Here is a 17,139-nt window from a genome sequence, read left to right as displayed (position 1 = left end):
ATGGAACGTGTTTTGTAAACAGTGCAAGAAAGGTTGTCCATGGCAGCAACGAGCGACTACGACGTGATTGTCGTAGGTGGTGGTCACAACGGCCTTACCTGTGCCGGTTATCTGGCCAGGGCCGGTAAGCGCGTACTGGTACTCGAACGACGCCCGATTGTCGGCGGAGCCGTCTGTACCGAAGAGGTCATCCCCGGCTACAAAATCGATGTTGGCTCATCGGCCCACATCATGATCCACCTTACCCCGATTGTCCGTGATCTCGAACTCGAACGTCATGGTCTCGAGTACATCGACATGGACCCGTATGCCTTCTATCCACTTCCCGACGGGAGTGGCGCCATCTACTTCTACCGCGATGTTGAACGCACGTGCCAGAGCATTGCCACGGTCAGCCCGCGCGATGCCGAAGCCTACCGGCGCTTCCTCGATTTCTGGACACCCCTGAACGAGGCGGTGTTTGATGTCTTCCTCAATCCGCCATCAGTTACCCGGCTGTTCGGCAAAGTGGCGTCGAGCATTCCCCGCTTGCCGAAAGCTGAACAGAAGGTGTTGGAAGTAACGCGCCGGCTCTTCACCAGCTATGCCCAACTGATCGAAGAGACCTTCGAGAGCGAGGCGATGCGGGCAGCGATGACCTGGCTGGCGGCGCAGAGCGGCCCACCACCGGACGAAATCGGTGCCGGCGACTTTTTCGGCTGGCACGCCATGTTGCACTACAGCGGCGCCAAACATCCCCGTGGCGGTTCGGGCATGCTGACCCAGGCCATGGCCCGCTCGCTCAAAGCCATGGGTGGTGAAGTCATCCTCGATGCCCCGGTGCGGCGCATCCTGGTGCAGAACGGGCGAGTGCAGGGCGTGGAAACGGCAGACGGTCAGCGCTATTCGGCCCCGATTGTTGTTTCCAACGCTCACGTGCTGACAACTTTCCTGCAACTGGTTGGCCCCGAGCACTTGAGTGCCGATCTGGTGCGACGCCTCAACCACATTCGGATCGGGAACGGCTTTGGCATGACCGTGCGCTGCGCCGCCGAAGAGCTGCCCGACTACATCGCCGCCCGCAGCTATGGCCGCCCACACGAGAGTCACCACGGCCTGCAACTGCTGAGTCCCAGCATGAACTACGTGCGGCGCGCCTACGAAGACTACCTGCGCGGCGAACCCAGCCGCGAACCGGCGGTGATTGCCATGACCTTTTCGGCCATCGATCCCGATGTGGCACCGCCCGGCAAGCACACCGTATTCCTCTGGTCGCAATACTTCCCGTACCAGCTCAGCAATGGCCGGCATTGGGACGACATCCGCGAGTCGGTTGCCGACTCGATCCTCGAAGTACTCTACCGGTACGCGCCAAACATGCGCGGCAAGATTATCGACCGCTTCATCCAAACCCCACTCGACCTTGAGCGGCGGATCGGCCTGCTGCGGGGCAACGTCATGCACGTCGAGATGAGCTTTGACCAGATGTTCTTCTTCCGCCCCCTGCCAGAACTGGCCGGCTACCGTACCCCGATTCGGGGGTTATACCTGACCGGCGCCAGCACCCATCCGGGTGGCGGCGTCTTCGGCGCTAGTGGCTACAACACTGCGCGAGTGGTACTGGCCGATACCCGTGCCCGGCGTTGGGGACCAATCGTGCTCGGTGCCGGCGCACTGGCCGCCGGAGCGGTCCTCGCCGGGCGCAAACTACTGCGGGACTAACCGCCGCATATTGACGGAGAGGCGCTGCTGGCGCCTCTTCGGTTTGTACTGACATGTCGGCTCATCTCTGATAACAGTGCACTCTGTTTGAGCATACTCTTATGGGCTCTTTCAGCTTCCCACCCCTATAGAATTCCACTGCAAACGTAGGAAAAGACGTCTCCCGTCGGTTGCCGGCACATGAGGTGTGGTTACTATGTGAGGTGACTCTCATGAGCGAAGAGACTCACAGAGTGAGCTGTTAGCTTTCACCGCCCTTTTCACATGTGTGAAAGATTTTCACATACGTATTGATTGATTGTTCTTGTTTCGGTAATATGTGAGCAACCATTATAAAACCGATAACTAAGAGTTATGGAAACTCGTCGCATGGAGCTTTTGGCAAGGATTGCCGAAATGTATTTCGAGCAACAACTGACACAGAGTCAGATTGCTCAGAAACTAGGTTATTCACGATCAATGATTTCACGCCTTATAAGCGAAGCGCGTGAGCAGAGTATCGTGGAGATTCGAATTCATTACCCACTTCAACGAGTACGAGAACTTGAGGTGTATTTACAGAAGGTTCTCCAGCTCAAAGAAGTTCGCGTCCTACAGCGCGGCTCCTTAGGTCATTCTGAAATGCTTCGTCGCTTGGGAGCGCTGGCAGCGCTCCTCCTGGAGGCTCATCTGCAAGAGCACATAATTATCGGTACTTCATGGGGAACAGCGGTATATGAAACTGTCAATGCAGTACACAGTCAAACGTTGGAGGGATTGAGAGTTATTCAAATGATCGGCTCTCTAGGTACACTGAACTCAGACATTGATGGACCAGAGCTGGCCAGACGTTTGGCGCGTTTACTCGGGGGGCAATATTCAACCCTCCCATTACCACTAATTGTTGATAGCGAAACAACGAAGCTTGCACTACTCAATGCCCCCCACATTAGACGGGTAATGTATCAGTTCAAGCAGATTGATCTCGCATTAGTTGGTATTGGTACTATCGATGTTGAGCATGCCAGCCTCTTGCGTGCAGGGTATCTCGACTCTTACCAATTGGAGTCATTGCGCGAAGCAGGTGCAGTAGGTGATGTGTGCGCTATTCATGTGGATATTGATGGTAATCTGGTAAACACCCCATTAACACGTTGTATTGTCGGAGTAGATCCTGCGACCTTGTGCTCTATCCCAGTGCGGATCGGGGTTGCTGGAGGTCAATCGAAAGCTTTGCCTATTGTGGCAGCCAGCCGTGCAAAGTTCATCAATTATTTAGTGACTGATGAAATAGCTGCCCTCCGAATACAGAAGTTTTTTGAGGGTGATGGAACTCTGTGAGGAGATAAGTCATACTTATGGAAATGCTCATGTCTACATCAGAGATTTTCTCTCCCGATCATAGTAAGCTCATCAACGAATTAGGGAATGAACGCTTGCGTGAATGGGTGCTTAGAATGCAGATTATTCGTGCTTTTGAAGAAAAAGCCGAAGAACTGTTTGCGCGTGGATTAGTACACGGCACGATGCATCTTTCGATCGGGCAGGAGGCTGTGGCGATAGGTGCTTCTGCAGCGATGAAACCTGGAGATTATTTGCTTAACCATCATCGTGGCCATGGACATTGTCTGGCCTGGGGTAGTGATGTACGGCTAATGATGGCAGAGTTTTTAGGCAAAGAAACAGGATATTGCCGTGGTCGTGGTGGATCAATGCACATTGCTAATGTTGAAATGAATAATTTGGGTGCAAATGGTATTGTTGGTGGTGGTATTCCCATTTCAGTTGGTGTTGGATTGAGTATTAAAAAGCGCCGATCTTCTCAGGTTTGTCTCACTATTTTTGGTGATGGTGCAGTCAATACTGGTGCTTTTCACGAATCCCTAAATATGGCCAGTATCTGGAACTTACCCGTGGTTTATCTCTGTGAGAACAACCAATACGCTATGTCAATGCCGATCCAGAAAGCGTGCAGACTCAATCACCTGAGCCAGCGAGCTGCTGCATATGCGATAGCTGGAATAACGGTTGATGGTAACGATGCATTAGCAGTGTATGAAGCAGTTCGCCAGGCTGTGGCAAGAGCGCGAAGTGGTTATGGGCCAACACTTGTTGAAGCGATTACCTATCGTTGGAAAGGTCATTCTAAGAGTGACCGTCAAGCTTATCGGAGTCGTGATGAGGTGAAAGATTGGCAATCTCGTGATCCAATCATGCGATTAGCCAGACTGATTCAAATGAGTGACGCTGAATTCAAAGCTATCGTTGATCAAGCTCGGACTATGATCGAGGAAGCGGTCGAATTTGCTCAGGCCAGTCCGGAACCTGATCCTGATACTATTTTTGAGGGATTGTATGCGTGAAATTACTTATGTCGAAGCAATTCGTGAAGCCCTACGGCAGAAGATGAAAGAAGATGAAACGGTTTTTTTGATTGGCGAAGATATTGGCTTGTATGGTGGTGCATTCGGTGCAACAGCAGGGTTAATCGAAGAATTCGGCGAAGATCGGGTTATCGACACTCCGATTTCGGAAGCTGGTATTGCTGGCGCTTGCATTGGTGCAGCATTAACAGGTTTTCGTCCTGTAGGGGAGATTCAATTCATGGATTTTGTTACCCTCAGTATGGAGCAGTTAGTATTGCAGGCAGCGAAGATTCGTTTCATGTTCGGTGGTAAAGCCAGCGTACCCTTCGTTTTGCGCATGCCGGGTGGTGCAGGTACCGGAGCGGCAGCTCAGCATTCAGAAAGTTTGGAGAATTGGTTTGTTCATATACCGGGCTTGAAAGTAGTAATGCCTGCAACACCCTACGATGCGAAGGGATTGCTCATCGCATCGATTGAAGACAATAACCCTGTCATATTTATCGAACATAAGCTTTTGTATAAAACAAAAGGTGTTGTACCAGAAGATATATATCGAGTTCCTCTTGGAAAGAGTCACGTAGTTCGCCAGGGTCGTGATGTCACAATTGTTGCCACTTCGGTGATGGTACAACGAGCACTTGAAGCTGCTGAACAATTGGCTCGAGAAGGAATAGAAGCAGAAATCATTGATCCGCGAACGTTGCGACCTTTAGATGATGAACCAATTCTAGAGTCGGTGGTAAAAACCGGTAAGGTGTTAATAGTGCATGAAGCTGTTAAGATGGCTGGCTTTGGTGGCGAGATCGCTGCTCGGATCGCTGAAAGTACGGCCTTTGATTACCTCGAGGCGCCTATTTGCCGACTTGGTGGACTCGATATTCCCATCCCATATAACCGAACTCTTGAATATCACGCAGTGCCTCAGATTGAAAATATTATTGCGGCTGCTCGTGATTTAGTAGCATTAAGAGTGTGAGGAAACAATGGTGCGTGAAGTAATTATGCCAAAATTTGGCTTTACCCAGGAGACTGCAGAAATTGTTCGCTGGATTAAACGTGAGGGTGATTTGGTTGATATTGGCGAACCGATTGTTGAAGTAACTACTGATAAGGTCAATATGGAGGTTGAAGCACCTGCACGTGGTGTACTTGGTAATGTGCGCTATCGAGAAGGTGACGTCGTACCGGTAACGGAAGTTATCGCGTACATTATGCCACTCGAAGAAGTAGGGGTGCAATCCGCAAGTCAGAGCGGCACAGACCATCATATGGTTGTTAACTCTGCACCTTCACAACGCAGCGAGCCGAAGGCAACACCGCTTGCTGAACGGGTAGCTCGCACAGTTGGATTGTCTCTTGACCGAATCCAGGGTAGTGGTCCAAACGGACGAATCCTTCGTCGTGACGTAGAAAACACTCTACGGCAGTTATCAATGAATAAAGTTCGAGCGGTGCCGGCAGCACGCCGATTAGCACGTGAAGCAGGTATTGATATAAGCAAAGTGAAAGGTACGGGTCCTCATCATCGTGTGCAATCCAGTGATGTGCAAAATTATTTGGCTACCAGATCTTCATTAGATGCGACATTTACCACGTCTGGGCCAATCAAGCAACCCGAAGATGTTGTGACGTCTTCAACCATCACTGGTGATACCCAAACGCAATCCGGTTATCGCAAGCTGCCGCTCACAGGCATGCGTCGTACCATTGCTCGCCGACTCCAGCGGAGTGCACAGGAAGCTCCACATATCCAGCTTGAGGTACGCGTTGATGTAACTGAGGTAGAAGCACTGCGAGCTAAAGCTAATCGACACCATCTTGACGAACAGCCTAAAGTTAGCTTGACAGCTATTTTTGTGAAGAGTGCTGCATGGGCATTGAAACGGCACCCTTACCTAAATGCCTGGTTACAATCAATTGGGCATGAGGAACAGATCGTCTTAGTTGATGAAATTAATATTGGTATTGCAGTTGCGCTTGAACAAGGGTTGATTGTACCAGTAATCCGAAAGGCAAATGAAAAGGGGATATTACAAATAGCTCGAGAGATCGACGACCTGAGTCAGCGGGCTCGTACTGATAAACTACGTCCAGATGAGGTCGTAGATGGTACTTTCTCTATCTCTAACCTTGGTATGTTTGGTATAGAGCGCTTTTCGGCAATTATCAATCCTCCACAGGTTGCTATTTTGGCGGTTGGTGCAGTATGTCGAGAGGTTGTTGCTGATGAAAATAATGGAATTTCAGTTCGTCCCCTTGTGAAGCTTACACTTTGTGTCGATCACAGAGTTGTCGATGGGGCGGTGGCTGCTGCTTTTCTTCACGATCTCAAGGTAGTGCTTGAGGATCCACAGGTTATGTTGTTATAAAATGGGAGGTGATATGCAGCCAATAGATATTACTGCAAGTACTATCATTCTTGGGTTGGCCGCTGCCTGGATTTTGCAATTGTTCCTTTCCTATTTTCAATTACGTCAATTCTACGGCCGAGTAAGTCAACTGCGCAGGTCTGGTCGCCTGGTATCAGTTGGGATGGCAGGATCTGCCTGGAGGCGTCGGCAATATGCTATTCTCGTTGTCGATCCAGAGACAAACGAAATTTGTCATTGTGAACAACTATCTGGATGGACAGTGCTAGCAAGACTTAAGCCGCTACCTGGATTAGAAGGCATAAATGTCCGTGATTTGTTAGACGAGAGCATATCACTTCCCAGACACATTCATCCAAAACTTGTCCTTGCCTTGCGGAATGCGGCTCAGCATATCGTTGAATTCAAAGCACGGCAGATAGAGGAGCGGGATCAGACTTTTGTTGAGTCGACTCCTTCTGCCGAAACCACTTCTTTGCGGAATTGAGCTGAAAGGAGGTCATACAAGTCGAAAGTGTGCGCAGGGTCTGGGAGTGGTCTAATCGTAGCTTAGTTATTCAGGGAGGTAGGCAATGGAATTTTTAGTTGATGCCGCTGTATGGTTCATCGGCTTATTCCAGAAGGGCGCTGAGACGTTCGTCGGACTGGTAACCGGTATTGTTCCACTTGTCATTGTACTACTGACAGCCTTCAATGCTCTGGTTGCACTTATCGGCCAGGAGCGGATCGATAAGATTGGAGAGGCAGCCGGCAAAGAGGGTTTTCTGTACACCCCATTACGTTATTTGGTCTTACCGGTTGTATCCGTCTTCGTTCTCACCAATCCGATGGCATACACAATGGGACGCTTCCTGCCCGAGCGCTACAAACCAGCGTTCTACGATGCAGCAGTATCTTTCGTTCATCCCCCACTTGGTATTTTTCCTCACGTGAATCCAGGCGAGTTATTTGTGTGGGCAGGTATTGCCCAAGGTATAACTGCTGGCTACGGCAGTGAAGAAACAGCGGCACTGGCAGTACGTTATCTGATAGTTGGCTTAATTGTCATCTTCATTCGTGGTCTTGTTACTGAGCGAATAACTGCATTCCTGTTGGCACGACGTGTAGCCTATGCGGCTTAGGAGGTAAGGCGATGGAGGGTATAACAAAGCTGTTAGAGCGCATCGGTCGCGGAGCGGGAAAAGTAGTCGGTGTGCTCTACCAATCAGGGCGAGAAGCTATCGATCAGGTTGTGAAAAATATCCTGCCCTTCATGGCATTTATCTCTTTCATTATCGGTGTTATTCTCGCCACCGGCATTGGCGATATTTTGGCGCGAGCCTTGCAACCACTGGCTACAAATCCTGTAGGCCTGGTTATTATGTCACTTATAATCGGTTTGCCGGTACTATCGCCACTTCTCGGTCCAGGTGCCGTGATTGCCCAGATTATAGGCACGTTATTAGGAACTCAGTTTGCCAGCCAGGCACTCCCGGCATATGTTGCCTTGCCTGCTTTATTTGCTATCAACCCACAAGTAGGATGCGATTTTATCCCTGTTGGTCTGGCATTAGGTGAAGCTGAGCCTGAGACGGTCGAAGTTGGGGTGCCGGCAGTACTGTTCTCTCGACTTATTACCGGTCCTATTGCTGTCATCATCGCTTGGATCTTCAGCGTTGGTCTTTGATCTTTGAAGGGTATGAAGCAACTTTGTCTCAAGCTTCATACCCGAATCAAATCAAGAAAGGAGGATATGTCTATGACTGAGGTGAAAAAGTACCGCAAGGTTCGGATTAAGAAGGGACCGAAGGGTTGGGGGGGGCCTCTCATTATTGAACCGAAACCGGGAAGGGATCTCATTTATTCAGTAACTGGTGGCGGTATTCATCCTCTGGCTCAACATATCGCTAATCTGACTGGTGGGCGACCGTTTGATGGGTTTAAATCAAAGGCCGATTTTAGTGAAATTGCGGTTGCTGTGATCGATTGTGGAGGTACTGCGCGCATTGGCGTCTATCCTATGAAAAAAGTACCGACCGTTGATATCTATCCAACCTCGCCTTCTGGTCCATTGATGCGCTTTATCACTGAAGAATATTTTGTCTCGGGTGTAAGACCGGAAGATGTGGAATTGATCGATGAGTAATACTAGCGGGCATTCGCATGATCAAATTTTCAGCGACTATTTCTGCAATTGGTCCGCTTGTCGACGAGTTTTGTTCGGCAGGGATAATGGTTTTCTTCGGACAAAATGCGCCGGACGAATTACGTAGCTTTGCCATTCTTCACGATGGTGGAACGCTCATCTCAGATGTAGTCGTGGGAGACGTGTTTTACATTGGTGATGAGCGTTTCACAGTCCTTGCTGTGGGAGAGGTTGCGAATCAAAACTTATGTTCACTTGGTCATTTCGTAATCAAGTTCAATGGAGAGAAAACCCCTGAAATGCCTGGTGACATTTGTGTTGAGATGCGCCCACTCCCACACATTAAAATAGGCGAAACCTTTGGTTTTGCGTCTGATCCTTAATTGGAACGAGATGTTTTATTACTCAATATTATAATCTTGTTTCAAAGAAGTTAATTGCAGGATAAAATATTAAATTTCGAATCAATTTAATTAATCGTTAAAAATACATGTCAAGAATGACATGTGATGGATATCTTTGCTCTTTCTGACTTTAATTTTGGTGGCGCATATACTTTTCACCCGGAAGAAATTTTAGCCCGAAAGGATTTATGCCATGTCTTTACGAGAACGTCTCATTCAATATTCCCAACACCAAAAGATGATACGAGTAGGTTTGGTTGGTGCCGGACAGATGGGCGTCGGCTTTATTAGTCAGACTGAAAGGATGGAAGGTTTGCGAGTGGTAGCGGTTGCGGATATTATCCCCGGTCAAGCAGAAAGTGGTTATTTAGAGAGTGGTGTATCACCCGAGATGATTATTCATCTTGATGAGGATCCAGAAAGGGCAGCTGAGTTAATTGATTCAGGTCATCGAATTGCAACAGTTGATGCGGCTTTTCTCGTTCAGATTGCAAATCTGGATGTTATCTTAGAATGCACTGGTATCCCTGAAGTTGGTGCTCGTGTTTGCTATGCTGCTATCCAACATAGTAAGCATGTTGTCAATATGAATGTTGAAACAGATGCTACGATTGGTTATCGTTTAGCTAAATTAGCTGCCGAGAGAGGTGTAATTTATACTCTTGCCGCAGGCGATGAACCCGGTGCCATCAAAGAACTGTTTGATTTTGCTGATGCACTGGGTTTTGAGGTGGCCTATATTGGTAAAGGAAAGAACAATCCCCTTGATCGGACAGCTACGCCTGATCGTCTGCGACTACAAGCGCAGAAACAAGGCATGAATCCTAAAATGTTGACATCATTTGTAGATGGTACAAAAACCATGGTTGAAATGACTGCAATCGGCAATGCTCTTGGGTATGCACCAGAAGTAACAGGAGGATATGGTCCCTCTTGTACAGTAGCAGATTTACCAAAAGTGTTTATTCCTAAAGCACTGGGTGGTATTTTTAATAACACGAAAGTGGTTGATTTTGCAGTTGGTGATGTGGCACCTGGTGTATTTGTGGTTATTACCACGGATCAGCCTAAAATCATTCGTGACTTGCGTTATCTCAGATTGCTTGGTCATGCCGATCATAACTATTGGACATTATATCGTCCTTACCACCTTGCAAATCTTGAAGCACCTATTACTGTGGCACGAGTTGCACTTGAGAAGGAAAGGTTTCTTGCTACTTCTCGTTCACCTGTTGCAGAGACGGTAGCTTATGCTAAACGTGATCTATATCCTGGAGAGGTTATAGACGCTTTAGGTGGCTTTACCGTATACGGCATGATTGAACAATTTGAAAAAGCTCATCGTGATGGTGAAGTGCCGTTAGGTTTGATCGTTGGGGCAACGGTGATACGTCCTATTAAAGCACATTGTCCAATTCACTATGATGAGGTTGAATTGAACAAAAGCCAGGTTATTTTTCAGCTTCGTCAGGAACAAGATCAATTATTGGGGTGTTAGCTATGAACACACAAGTCTCAACAATCATTACTATTGATCATCCAGCAGGTCTGCATGCTCGTCCTGCAGCGCGTTTCGTGACACTGGCAGCTAGATTTCCCTGTTCCATTACGGTTCGTAAGTTGAATGGTTCGAAGCCACCAGTCAATGCTAAAAGTGCGCTAGGTGTACTAACGCTAGCAGTTAATCAAGGCGATACAGTAGAGATCGTAGCTCAGGGCGATCAAGCTCAAGAAGCGATTAGCGCTTTAATCGCTCTTATTCGGCATAACTTTGAGGAATCGACAACTTCTCATTCCTGATCAGGGATCTTTCTGAGTAGAGGATCTGGAAAAGATGCCACGATATCAAGGTCAATCAGGTTCACCTGGGATAGCTATCGGTCCAGTATTCGTTTACCATAGCCAACAAGTTACTATCTCTGAACACTCTGCCGATGATCCAATAAGTGAATGGCGTCATCTTCAGCATGCTTTGCAACAAGCACATACGCAATTAATAGCACTAGAAGAACGAGCGCGTAAGATTGCTGGTGAGGAAGAGGCAGTAATATTCGCTGCGCATCGCCTCTTCCTCGCTGATGAAGAACTGTTAGCAACTTTGCGGACAATGGTGCTACGTGAGCATCGTAATGCAAAGGCCGCAGTGTATAAGGCGTTTGAGCAATATGCGGAAGCACTCTCAAACCTTGAGGATGAGTATTTTCGCAGTCGTGCTCAAGATGTGCGCGATGTGGCTCACCGTGTGCTACGGTGCCTTCAGGGATCAGAGAAAGAGGAAAAGGCTGGAGAAATTGTTGAACCAATCATTGTGGTTGCTGAAGATTTAACACCTTCAGATACTATCCAATTTGATCGTGATAAGATATTGGCTATTGTTACCTCTCGCGGTGGCCCAACTTCTCACGCAGTGATTTTAGCTCGAGCAATGGGAATACCAGCAGTAGTGAGTGTCCCTCTCGAGTTGTCTGATATTCGTAATGGTACGTTAGCTATAGTGAATGGTAATAGTGGCCTCTTTAACGTTGGTCCTACTCTCCATGAACTAGAGATAGCTCGTAAAGAAAAGGAACTGATCGATTCTCGTTACCAGTTCGTTTTAAGTCAGGCTACTCTGCCGGCAGTGACTAAAGATGGCTCTTTTCATCCAGAAATAGTTGCGAATATCGGAGGTGTTGAAGATGCTAAATCAGCTATTGATTTTGGGGCCGAAGGAGTAGGATTGTTTCGAACAGAATTTCTTTATCTGCAACGAAATAATGTCCCTACACTTGCGGAACAAGTACGTGCCTATCAGGATGTGCTTAAGGTAATGGGTAACCGTCCGGTAGTTGTACGTACTCTTGATATTGGAGGAGATAAAGAATTTCCCTATCTAGGTACACAGAAGGAACCAAACCCTTTTCTTGGTTGGCGGGGAATTCGCACAATTCGTGAACGCCCAGATATTTTGGAACAACAATTTATTGCTCTGCTTACTGCTGTTGCTCAGACCAGCACAAGCGGAACTGGTAGTGATCTTCGTATCATGCTACCAATGGTGTCTTCACTGGCTGAGGTGGCAAGAGCGCGAGAGATCTTTGAAGAGGCTCAGACTTGTGTACGAGCACAAGGACTTCCTCTTCCAGATAAGATTCAATTTGGTATTATGGTTGAGGTTCCGGCAGCTGCATTATTAGCAGATCGCTTTGCGCCGTTAGTAGACTTTTTCAGCATAGGAACGAATGATCTGACTCAGTATACTTTGGCTGTAGATCGAACAAATGAACGAGTTTCGGTACTGGCGAGTCCGTATCATCCGGCTGTCCTGCATCTTATTGATAAAACAATCCGAGCTGCTCACACAGCAGGAAAGTGGGTGGGGCTATGCGGTGAGCTAGCAGGTGATCCTCTAGCAGTTCCACTTTTACTTGGTTTACATCTTGATGAGTTTAGCATGGCACCGTCTTTCATTCCGATAATTAAAGATATTATTCGTCAGTGGTCTTTGCCAGCTGCTGAAGCCGTAGCTCAACAGTGCTTACAATTTTCTCTTGCAGCGGATGTTATCGAATACCTTAAACAACAGCAACCGCATTAGCTTGTTCGTTTAAAGAAATTTGACAAGGCGAAGATTATTGCGGGTGTGGGGGTATAACCAAATATGAAAAATATGAATGGCAGCGAGGTTCCAGAAACGTTCCATCTTCAAGTTTACGCCACACGACTTTGGTTATCCTGTGCAAGGTGTTCTTGAAAAGGTTGTGTGTAGCTTGATACTCTTCCCTCTTCCATCTCCTTGCCGAACCAGCCCGGCTCTGGTACGATACGGGCACGCCGTATCGCAGAGAGTTTCAAACCCTATGAACTCACAACCTTCTTCCTCAGCACTGAACGGGCTGCGCCTGCTGACCGACGAAACGCGCTGGAAGATCATCCAGTCCCTGCGCGACAGTGATCGCCAGGTGAGTGAGCTGGTGACGACGCTCGGTCTGGCCCAGAATCTGGTCTCGTATCATCTACACGTGTTGCGTCAGGCTGGCCTGGTACGTGCCCACCGCAGCGACGCTGATGGGCGGGTTGTCTACTACAGCCTCGATCTGGCAGCGATGGCTGCCCTGCTGACCGGCATCGGTGATGAACTGGCATTGCCGGGCACCCGTCCGCTTGAACTACCGGCGGTGAAAGTAGCATTCCTGTGCCGCGCCAACAGTGCTCGCTCGCAAATAGCCGAGGCCTGGTTGCGTGTGTTGAGCGATGGTCAGGTCCAGGCGATGAGTGCTGGAACGCACCCGCAAGCTGTCCATCCGTTAGCCATCACTGTCATGGCAGAGGTAGGGATACCGATTGATCAGCAAGTTTCCAAATCGATCACAATGATCATCGATCAGCGTCCTGATCTGATTGTAACGGTGTGTGACATTGCGCGCGAGGAGTGTCCGGTGTGGCCAGAGGCCGCCCGCCATATTCACTGGAGTGTAGCCGATCCGGTGGCTATTCAGGGTACTGCTGATCAGCGGCATGCCGCCTTTGTCGCCGCCCGCGAAGAATTGCGCGAACGGGTGCGGGGCCTGCTGGCGTTATTGCCGCGTTGGTTTGGGGGGGGTGCATCACACGATACGTAGGGGGTATGCTCAGGATGGGTGTGCAGAAGCTACGCTTCCGCGTCCCCTGTACATCGACCGGATGCGTGTACCTATGATCCCCCTCTCGCGACTATCAATCGCCATCAACCTGCAAATAATCGGCTCGTGGCGGACTAAAGGTGTCAATCGCGAGTGTATCCTCTACCGTCCACACCGCGTGGGGGGTGCCACCGGGAATAGCAACCGAACGACCTGCCGTCGCGTCGATGATCTCTTCACCAACCTGAAACCGCAACCGGCCACTTACCACATACGCCACCTGGTCTTCGGGATGGCTATGCAGCGGCACGTGACTTCCGGCTGCCAGCCGTACCTCCATCTGATAGATACGGTCGGTGAGGGCAATGCGCCGGCGGTGAACGCCGGGGAAGAGTTCGATCCAGGGTCGCTCGGACATAGAACCTCTCAGACTCATTCAACCCGCTGCACCATCCGGGCTGCAGCGGCCTGCGCTTCAGCCCACGAAGTCTGCGCCAATCGCTCTTTGACGACCGGGATACGTGCCGGGGCCATGCTCAATTCGTTGAGGCCCAGGCCGGCCAGGGCAACCGCAGCATCCGGTTCGCCACCGAGTTCGCCACAGATGCCAATCGGAATACCGGCCTGCTGTGCGGCGCGAGCGGCCAAATCAATCATCCGCCACACTGCCGGATCATCGGCCCGATATTGCGTGGCCAGCGTCGGGTGACCACGATCAACCGCCAGCGTGTACTGGGCAAGATCGTTACTGCCAATACTGAAGAAAGCGGCGTGGCGTGCAAACTGATCGGCCAGTACCGCCGCTGCCGGTGTCTCAATCATAATGCCCAGCGGCGGATCGGCGCGATGTTCAATCCCGGCTGCGGCCAGCGCGGCGGCTGCTTCACGCATCTGCTCTTGCCCCCAGACCAGGTCGGCCAGCGTGGTGACCATCGGCAGCATAATCCAGATGTCGCCGTAGAAGGCAGCACGCAGCAATGCCCGTAATTGCACCTGGAAGAGATCAGGACGCTGCATCGACAGCCGAACGCCACGCACCCCCAGAAATGGATTGGCTTCAGGGGGAAGCGGTAGGTAGGGCAGCGGCTTATCGCCACCTACATCGAGCGTCCGGATCACAATCGGACGGTTGGGCAGTTCGGTGATGACGGCGCGATACGCTGCAAATTGCTCGTCTTCATCGGGAGGTGCACTGCGATCAAGGAAGAGAAACTCGGTCCGAAAGAGGCCAATCCCTTCGGCACCGTTGTCACGGGCCAGGCGCGCCTCGGCCGGACGACCGATATTTGCCCACAGCGCGATTGAGCGGCCATCGCGCAACCGACCGGGAAGATCGCGCAGGGCCGCCTGGCGGCGGCGGGTCTCCTGAATGGCGGTCATTCGTTCCTGAGCTGCCTGTAGTGCCGCTTCATCTGGATCAACCATCACCAAAGCCGCATCACCATCGAGAAGAAGCGTCGTACCGGCGGGGATGTGCAGAATAGCCTCTCCCAACCCGACAACCGCCGGCACCCCACGCGAACGGGCCAGGATGATGGTATGACCGGTTGGGCCACCGCCGGCAGTGGCAAAGCCGGCAACGTGATGCGGAAGATCAACCGTCTCTGCGGGAGTCAGATCATCGGCGATAACAATGGCGCCGGGTGGGATCGGCGGTGGCGCGTGATCTCCGCTCAGCGCACGCAGCAACTCAACTCCAACCGCGGCAATATCGGCTGCCCGTTCACGTAAATAGTCATCGTCAAGCGCGGCCAGCGCCTCTTCCATCTGGCGCACCACCGTCTGAATCGCAGGAATGAGGGGCTGACCGTCGAGCAGCAATGCAGTTACGCCGTCAGTCAGCGTTTCATCTTCAACCAGCAGCGCCTGTGCATCGAAGAGATCGGCTTCGCGCAGGCCGGCAGCACGCTGCCGTTCAGCCAGTGCCCGTAGGCGGTGGGCCGCGGTGTGTTGGGCAGCGTGAAAACGGGCCAGGGCTGCTTCTGGCGGTTCATTGGGTGGATCGGTAGGGATGGACACTCGTTGCCAGTGGTACGCTGGCCCTAACGCCAAACCGGCAGCTCCCCCTGCACCACGAAGTGTCGCCGACATCATCATGCCTCTACCTGCTACTCGCCAAAATTCTCTTCCACCAGTTTGGTTAGAGCAGCAATGACTTCTGCCTCATCTTCACCACTGGCACGCAACCGGATTTGGTGTCCCTGACGAACACCAATCTGCAACAGATTAAAAGCAGTGACCGGCAGCTCCTTCGTTTGCGGTCGGCTCAAATTCTGAATAGTCACCGTACTCTTGTAAGCACGGACAGTTTCAACAAAGAGCTTTGCCGGTCGTGCGTGAAGACCAACCGGATTGGTCACGGTTAATATCACTTCAGTCATAGAATTACTCATACACCTTAATCAGGTCGCGGGCCTGCAAGGCAGCGCTGGCAACGTGTTCAAGGGTGGCTGTAGCGCTGGTTGCCTCAATCGCAGCCAGATAAGCCCCCTCTACCAGCGGCGCATTACTGATATGGACTGGTGGGCCGGAAAAATGCTCCAGAGCTGTTTCCACACTCATCACAGCACTACCCAGATCGACCAGCGCCAGAATGCCGTCGGTGGTACGCAACTGTTCGAGGCCGGCCAGAATGCGTTCGACGCTGGTACCAAGCGAGCCATCACTGGCCCCGCCAGCAGCGATAATCGGAATCTGACCCCCACTGATTTGGCCGACAAACTCTTGCACGCCTTCTGCCAATCGTGCGCTATGCGAGACGATCAAGAGCCCTATCATGCCTCCTCCTCATTACGGCTACACGTCATCGCCAGCGCTCGTAACAGATACGCCGTCGAAGTTGCTCCCGGATCCTGATGCCCGATACTGCGTTCACCAAGGTATGAGGCACGTCCCTTCATCGCCAGCATAGGGATGGTTGCTTTTGCCCCTGCCTCAGCAGCCGCAGCCGCAGCCAGCAATGCCCGTCCTAACGACTTGCCCTCGGCCAGCGCTGATTGGAGCGCTTCGATAGCCGGGGCCAGCGCATCAACCATCGTCTTTTCACCGCGTTGCGCTTTGCCACGCGCCACGATGCCGGCCAGGGCAGCCTCCAGGGCCAGGACAACATCTTCGTCACTCAGTTCATGCCGATCTGCCAGAGCCATACCGGCGCGAACGAAGGCAGTACCGTACAGGGGGCCGGAAGCACCGCCTACTGTCGAGACAATCGTCATTCCGGTCGTCTTGAGCACGGTGCCGATGTCTTTGTCGGCAACGGTGGGCAGGCGGGAAAGCACCGCAGCGAATCCACGATCAAGGTTTGCGCCATGATCGGCATCACCAATTGCTGCATCCAGTGCAGTTAGCTCGTCACGATGAGCATGAATAATTTCCGCCGCCGCTGTCAAGAAGTGCGTGACGTGTTCTACTGTGATTGGCATCGTTGCCTCGCTCGTAGTTGCATCATGCGCGCTGGTCTGCAAACCGCGCATGCTAGATCATCTAGATCATGACGTCGTACCCGCATCATACCACGGATACACCAATGCTTGCGCGGCAGTAGGCTGGCGAACGAACTTGCCTTTTTCTATGCTAGGGCATGACAGGTGCTAA

The 17,139-nt window shown here is 50.9% G+C and carries 19 protein-coding genes; 14 read left to right on the top strand and 5 right to left on the bottom strand.

The window, feature by feature from the left end:
• The first annotated feature begins 39 nt into the window (after positions 1–39).
• The 14 genes from CAUR_RS06990 to CAUR_RS06925 all read left to right on the top strand — a co-directional run bounded on the left by CAUR_RS06990 (position 40) and on the right by CAUR_RS06925 (position 13,545).
• Complete coding sequence (locus CAUR_RS06990) at positions 40–1,701, top strand: phytoene desaturase family protein (protein WP_012257221.1); 1,662 nt, start codon at positions 40–42, stop codon at positions 1,699–1,701.
• Positions 1,702–2,055: 354 nt separating this feature from the next.
• Positions 2,056–3,021 carry a sugar-binding transcriptional regulator gene (locus CAUR_RS06985; RefSeq protein ID WP_242605094.1) on the top strand — a complete coding sequence of 322 codons (966 nt, stop codon included), beginning with the start codon at positions 2,056–2,058 and terminating at the stop codon, positions 3,019–3,021.
• 17 nt (positions 3,022–3,038) lie between these two features.
• Positions 3,039–4,043, top strand: coding sequence for a thiamine pyrophosphate-dependent dehydrogenase E1 component subunit alpha (locus CAUR_RS06980; protein WP_012257219.1), 1,005 nt, complete (start codon positions 3,039–3,041; stop codon positions 4,041–4,043).
• Positions 4,036–5,022 carry an alpha-ketoacid dehydrogenase subunit beta gene (locus tag CAUR_RS06975; protein ID WP_012257218.1) on the top strand — a complete coding sequence of 329 codons (987 nt, stop codon included), beginning with the start codon at positions 4,036–4,038 and terminating at the stop codon, positions 5,020–5,022. Before CAUR_RS06980 ends, CAUR_RS06975 begins: the two co-directional genes overlap by 8 nt.
• Before the next feature lie 7 nt (positions 5,023–5,029).
• On the top strand, positions 5,030–6,415 hold the full coding sequence (locus CAUR_RS06970) for a dihydrolipoamide acetyltransferase family protein (protein ID WP_012257217.1): 1,386 nt from the start codon (positions 5,030–5,032) through the stop codon (positions 6,413–6,415).
• Between the two features lie 13 nt (positions 6,416–6,428).
• Positions 6,429–6,902 carry a transcriptional regulator GutM gene (locus CAUR_RS06965; protein ID WP_012660654.1) on the top strand — a complete coding sequence of 158 codons (474 nt, stop codon included), beginning with the start codon at positions 6,429–6,431 and terminating at the stop codon, positions 6,900–6,902.
• A gap of 85 nt (positions 6,903–6,987) precedes the next feature.
• Positions 6,988–7,536, top strand: coding sequence for a PTS glucitol/sorbitol transporter subunit IIC (gene srlA, locus CAUR_RS06960; protein WP_012257215.1), 549 nt, complete (start codon positions 6,988–6,990; stop codon positions 7,534–7,536).
• An 11-nt stretch (positions 7,537–7,547) separates the two neighbouring features.
• Positions 7,548–8,081, top strand: a complete 534-nt coding sequence (locus tag CAUR_RS06955; RefSeq protein ID WP_012257214.1) for a PTS glucitol/sorbitol transporter subunit IIB — start codon at positions 7,548–7,550, stop codon at positions 8,079–8,081.
• A gap of 72 nt (positions 8,082–8,153) precedes the next feature.
• On the top strand, positions 8,154–8,540 hold the full coding sequence (locus tag CAUR_RS06950) for a PTS glucitol/sorbitol transporter subunit IIB (protein WP_012257213.1): 387 nt from the start codon (positions 8,154–8,156) through the stop codon (positions 8,538–8,540).
• 17 nt (positions 8,541–8,557) lie between these two features.
• Positions 8,558–8,923: a PTS glucitol/sorbitol transporter subunit IIA gene (locus tag CAUR_RS06945; RefSeq protein WP_012257212.1), complete on the top strand. Its 366-nt coding sequence runs from the start codon at positions 8,558–8,560 to the stop codon at positions 8,921–8,923.
• Between the two features lie 214 nt (positions 8,924–9,137).
• Entirely contained in the window at positions 9,138–10,442 is a 1,305-nt protein-coding gene (locus CAUR_RS06940; RefSeq protein WP_012257211.1) for an NAD(P)H-dependent oxidoreductase, read from the top strand.
• A 2-nt stretch (positions 10,443–10,444) separates the two neighbouring features.
• Complete coding sequence (locus CAUR_RS06935) at positions 10,445–10,744, top strand: HPr family phosphocarrier protein (protein ID WP_012257210.1); 300 nt, start codon at positions 10,445–10,447, stop codon at positions 10,742–10,744.
• Positions 10,745–10,778: 34 nt separating this feature from the next.
• The gene (gene ptsP, locus CAUR_RS06930; protein WP_012257209.1) at positions 10,779–12,521 is read left to right on the top strand and encodes a phosphoenolpyruvate--protein phosphotransferase; all 1,743 of its coding nucleotides are present in this window, start codon (positions 10,779–10,781) and stop codon (positions 12,519–12,521) included.
• A 262-nt stretch (positions 12,522–12,783) separates the two neighbouring features.
• The gene (locus tag CAUR_RS06925; RefSeq protein ID WP_012257208.1) at positions 12,784–13,545 is read left to right on the top strand and encodes a metalloregulator ArsR/SmtB family transcription factor; all 762 of its coding nucleotides are present in this window, start codon (positions 12,784–12,786) and stop codon (positions 13,543–13,545) included.
• 94 nt (positions 13,546–13,639) lie between these two features.
• Here CAUR_RS06925 and CAUR_RS06920 read toward each other — a convergent pair whose 3' ends face one another.
• From CAUR_RS06920 to dhaL, 5 genes are read right to left on the bottom strand one after another with little or no spacing between them, the layout of a single operon-like run.
• Positions 13,640–13,963 (bottom strand): cupin domain-containing protein, encoded by a 324-nt coding sequence (locus CAUR_RS06920; protein WP_012660653.1) that lies wholly within the window; start codon positions 13,961–13,963, stop codon positions 13,640–13,642.
• A gap of 14 nt (positions 13,964–13,977) precedes the next feature.
• Positions 13,978–15,642 (bottom strand): phosphoenolpyruvate--protein phosphotransferase, encoded by a 1,665-nt coding sequence (gene ptsP / locus CAUR_RS06915; protein ID WP_242605093.1) that lies wholly within the window; start codon positions 15,640–15,642, stop codon positions 13,978–13,980.
• A gap of 11 nt (positions 15,643–15,653) precedes the next feature.
• Positions 15,654–15,926: an HPr family phosphocarrier protein gene (locus CAUR_RS06910; RefSeq protein WP_012660651.1), complete on the bottom strand. Its 273-nt coding sequence runs from the start codon at positions 15,924–15,926 to the stop codon at positions 15,654–15,656.
• Between the two features lie 4 nt (positions 15,927–15,930).
• On the bottom strand, positions 15,931–16,323 hold the full coding sequence (gene dhaM / locus CAUR_RS06905; RefSeq protein WP_012257204.1) for a dihydroxyacetone kinase phosphoryl donor subunit DhaM: 393 nt from the start codon (positions 16,321–16,323) through the stop codon (positions 15,931–15,933).
• Positions 16,320–16,967 carry a dihydroxyacetone kinase subunit DhaL gene (gene dhaL / locus CAUR_RS06900; protein WP_012257203.1) on the bottom strand — a complete coding sequence of 216 codons (648 nt, stop codon included), beginning with the start codon at positions 16,965–16,967 and terminating at the stop codon, positions 16,320–16,322. Before dhaL ends, dhaM begins: the two co-directional genes overlap by 4 nt.
• Positions 16,968–17,139 lie beyond the last annotated feature (172 nt).

This window comes from Chloroflexus aurantiacus J-10-fl (genome assembly GCF_000018865.1).
In the GTDB taxonomy this organism is placed as follows: Bacteria; Chloroflexota; Chloroflexia; order Chloroflexales; family Chloroflexaceae; genus Chloroflexus; species Chloroflexus aurantiacus.
Note: the sequence above shows the minus strand (reverse complement) of the source record. Positions and strands in the feature narration are given on the sequence as shown.

Excerpts from the sequence above, each read along its gene's own strand:
- CAUR_RS06990 (WP_012257221.1), top strand. The coding sequence starts at position 40 with ATGGCAGCAACGAGCGACTACGACGTGATTGTCGTAGGTGGTGGTCAC.
- CAUR_RS06985 (WP_242605094.1), top strand. The coding sequence starts at position 2,056 with ATGGAAACTCGTCGCATGGAGCTTTTGGCAAGGATTGCCGAAATGTAT.
- CAUR_RS06980 (WP_012257219.1), top strand. The coding sequence starts at position 3,039 with ATGGAAATGCTCATGTCTACATCAGAGATTTTCTCTCCCGATCATAGT.
- CAUR_RS06975 (WP_012257218.1), top strand. The coding sequence starts at position 4,036 with ATGCGTGAAATTACTTATGTCGAAGCAATTCGTGAAGCCCTACGGCAG.
- CAUR_RS06970 (WP_012257217.1), top strand. The coding sequence starts at position 5,030 with ATGGTGCGTGAAGTAATTATGCCAAAATTTGGCTTTACCCAGGAGACT.
- CAUR_RS06965 (WP_012660654.1), top strand. The coding sequence starts at position 6,429 with ATGCAGCCAATAGATATTACTGCAAGTACTATCATTCTTGGGTTGGCC.
- srlA (WP_012257215.1), top strand. The coding sequence starts at position 6,988 with ATGGAATTTTTAGTTGATGCCGCTGTATGGTTCATCGGCTTATTCCAG.
- CAUR_RS06955 (WP_012257214.1), top strand. The coding sequence starts at position 7,548 with ATGGAGGGTATAACAAAGCTGTTAGAGCGCATCGGTCGCGGAGCGGGA.
- CAUR_RS06950 (WP_012257213.1), top strand. The coding sequence starts at position 8,154 with ATGACTGAGGTGAAAAAGTACCGCAAGGTTCGGATTAAGAAGGGACCG.
- CAUR_RS06945 (WP_012257212.1), top strand. The coding sequence starts at position 8,558 with ATGATCAAATTTTCAGCGACTATTTCTGCAATTGGTCCGCTTGTCGAC.
- CAUR_RS06940 (WP_012257211.1), top strand. The coding sequence starts at position 9,138 with ATGTCTTTACGAGAACGTCTCATTCAATATTCCCAACACCAAAAGATG.
- CAUR_RS06935 (WP_012257210.1), top strand. The coding sequence starts at position 10,445 with ATGAACACACAAGTCTCAACAATCATTACTATTGATCATCCAGCAGGT.
- ptsP (WP_012257209.1), top strand. The coding sequence starts at position 10,779 with ATGCCACGATATCAAGGTCAATCAGGTTCACCTGGGATAGCTATCGGT.
- CAUR_RS06925 (WP_012257208.1), top strand. The coding sequence starts at position 12,784 with ATGAACTCACAACCTTCTTCCTCAGCACTGAACGGGCTGCGCCTGCTG.
- CAUR_RS06920 (WP_012660653.1), bottom strand. The coding sequence starts at position 13,963 with ATGTCCGAGCGACCCTGGATCGAACTCTTCCCCGGCGTTCACCGCCGG.
- ptsP (WP_242605093.1), bottom strand. The coding sequence starts at position 15,642 with ATGATGATGTCGGCGACACTTCGTGGTGCAGGGGGAGCTGCCGGTTTG.
- CAUR_RS06910 (WP_012660651.1), bottom strand. The coding sequence starts at position 15,926 with ATGACTGAAGTGATATTAACCGTGACCAATCCGGTTGGTCTTCACGCA.
- dhaM (WP_012257204.1), bottom strand. The coding sequence starts at position 16,323 with ATGATAGGGCTCTTGATCGTCTCGCATAGCGCACGATTGGCAGAAGGC.
- dhaL (WP_012257203.1), bottom strand. The coding sequence starts at position 16,967 with ATGCCAATCACAGTAGAACACGTCACGCACTTCTTGACAGCGGCGGCG.